The 2,511-nt window shown below is 67.3% G+C and carries 3 protein-coding genes; all 3 read right to left on the bottom strand.

What is annotated here, in order from left to right:
• A partial coding sequence (secD, locus tag ACILQR_RS16500; protein WP_395652446.1) for a protein translocase subunit SecD occupies nt 1-1,567 on the bottom strand: 1,567 nt, incomplete at its 3' end.
• 32 nt (nt 1,568-1,599) lie between these two features.
• Complete coding sequence (gene yajC, locus ACILQR_RS16505) at nt 1,600-1,923, bottom strand: preprotein translocase subunit YajC (RefSeq protein WP_395652447.1); 324 nt, start codon at nt 1,921-1,923, stop codon at nt 1,600-1,602.
• A gap of 212 nt (nt 1,924-2,135) precedes the next feature.
• The coding region (locus ACILQR_RS16510) for a murein hydrolase activator EnvC family protein (RefSeq protein WP_395652448.1) at nt 2,136-2,511 on the bottom strand (376 nt) is incomplete at its 5' end.

Here is a 2,511-nt window from a genome sequence, read left to right on the forward strand (position 1 = left end):
TCTTCAGCCACCAGGCCAGCAGCACCTGGGCCACCAGCACGGACGAGAACACCGAGGTGAACACCCCGATGGTCAGGGTCCAGGCAAAGCCCCGCACAGGCCCGGCACCGAACACGAACATGATGCCCGCGGCGACCAGGCTGGTCAGGTTGGCATCGATGATGGTGCCCATGGCCTTGTTGAAGCCCGCGTCCATGCTGGCGATCACCGATCGCCCGGCCCGCGCCTCGTCACGCATCCGCTCATAGATCAGCACGTTGGCGTCAACCGCCACGGCGAAGGTCAGGATCAGACCGGCGATCCCCGGCAGGGTCAGGCTGGCCCCCGTCAGCGACATGGCCGCCACGATCAGCAGGCCGTTCAGCAGCAGGCCGATCACCGACACCCCGCCGAACAGGAAGCCGTAGGTCGCGAACATGAAGACCACGATGATGATGAAGCCGATCGCGGTGGACAGAGCCCCCGCCTCGACCGCGTCCTGACCCAGTTCGGCCGAAACGGTCCGGCGTTCCTCGACCTTGAGCGGCGCCGGCAGGGCACCGCCGTTCAGCAGATTGACCATCTCGGACGCCTCGGCGATCGAGAAGTTTCCGGTGATCTGGCCTTGGCCGCTGGGGATGGTGCCAATGATGTTCGGGGCCGAGATGACCCGATTGTCCAGAATGATGGCGAACCGCTTGCCGATGTTCTCGGATGCGGTGGCGGCGGCGAAGCGCCGTGCGCCGACGCCGTCGAAGCGGAAGCCGATGGCCGGGCGGCCGTTCTGGTCCGAATCGACCGAGGCCCGCGTCAGTTGCTCGCCCGAGACCAGCACCCGCTTCTTGATCAACAGGGGCGTGACCCCGTCCTGATCGACCATCAGGACCGAGTCCGGTGGCACCGAGCCTTGCAGGGCCAGGTTGATCAGTTCGGGATCGTCCTCGACCATCTGGAACGTCAGCTGGGCGGTCTGGCCGATGACCCGTTCCAGGGCGGCGGGGTCGCTCTCGCCCGGGGCCTGGACCACGATGCGGTCGGCACCCTGGCGGGTGATGGAGGTTTCGCGCGTGCCCAGCGAATCGATCCGGCGGCGCACCACCTCAATGGATTGATCGACGGCGGTCGCGGCCATGGCGCTCATGGCCTGGTCGGTGAAGGCATAGCGGATACGGTCGTTGCCGAGGCGGCTGGCAGCGCGTTCCTGGACGCCCTGCTGGTTCGGCCCGCCGGCCAGCAGACGCATGGCCTCAAGGGCGGCGTCCTGTTGCGCTGGGTTGGCCAGGGTGACGACGACCCCGCCCTCTTCGCGCTGGAAGGCGTTGGTGGGGAAATTGCCCTCCCGCATCGTCACCCGCGCGTCCTCGACCATGTTGTCGATTCGCTTGGCCCGCATGGCCGGCACATCGACCTCGAGCAGCAGGTAAGACCCGCCTTGCAGGTCCAGCCCCAGGCTCAGCCCGTTCTTGGGCAGCCAGCCCGGCAGGGCGTCTCTCTGCGATTGAGACAGCAGGTTCGGGTAGGCCAGCAGCAGCCCGAACACGAGCGCCAGCACCACTACGATGATTTTCCAGCGCGACTGCTGAACCATGGGAAAGCCTTACGGGTCGGCGACGCTGAGGATCAGGCCTTGGTGACGGCTTTGGTGTCGTTCGCGGCGATGGCGGTGCGGTTGCGCACCTCGGCGATCATGCCCTTGACCACGCGGACGTTCACGGACGGTGCGATCTCGACGTTGACCTCGGCATCCTCGACCCGCGTCACCTTGCCGATCAGGCCCGACGACAGGACGATGGTGTCGCCGCGCTTGACCGCCGCGATCAGCGCCGCATGCTCCTTGGCGCGTTTCTGCTGCGGCCGGATCAGCAGGAAGTAGAACAGCACGAAGATCGCCACGAACGGCAGGAACTGCATGATCGTGCCCATGAGGCCGGCTTCAGTAGGCATGGTGTGGACAATCCCGAACGCGGGCACCGCTGACGGGCCCGTTGAAATGAAGGCGCGATACCTAGTGCCCGCCGCCCGTCATTGCAACGATCTCCCTCCCCTTCATGGGGAGGGACGCTGAGCCGCAGGCGAAGCCGGGTGGGGCCGTGTGAAATTCCCCACCCGGGCTTCGCTCCGCTACGCCGTCCCTCCCCACTCCGGGGGAGGGAGAACTACCGCGGCAACACCGTCAGCGGATCGACCGCCAAGGGGTTGTCGCCCTGCATCCGCCGGGTCTCGAAATGGATCGAGGGCCGCCCGTCGCCGGCGGTCAGCCCGACCGTGCCGATCTGCTGGCCCGCCCGGACGTCGGCGTTGTTGGCCACCGTCGCCGAGCCCAGATGGCCATAGACCGTCCGCCAGCCGTCGCGATGCACGATCAGCACCGTCAGCCCCTGCCCCACCAGATCGTCCCCGACATACGCGACGCGCCCTGCGGCGGCGGCGCGGACCTCGGCCCCCGCTTCGGCCCCGATATTGATGCCGTTGTTGCGCTCGCCCATGGCCACCGGCCCGAACCGACGAACGATGTCGCCCCGCACCGGCCAT

Source organism: Brevundimonas sp., assembly GCF_044239655.1.
Taxonomy (GTDB): domain Bacteria; phylum Pseudomonadota; class Alphaproteobacteria; order Caulobacterales; family Caulobacteraceae; genus Brevundimonas.

Coding starts and splice junctions, on each gene's coding strand:
- yajC (WP_395652447.1), bottom strand. CDS start 1,923: ATGCCTACTGAAGCCGGCCTCATGGGCACGATCATGCAGTTCCTGCCG.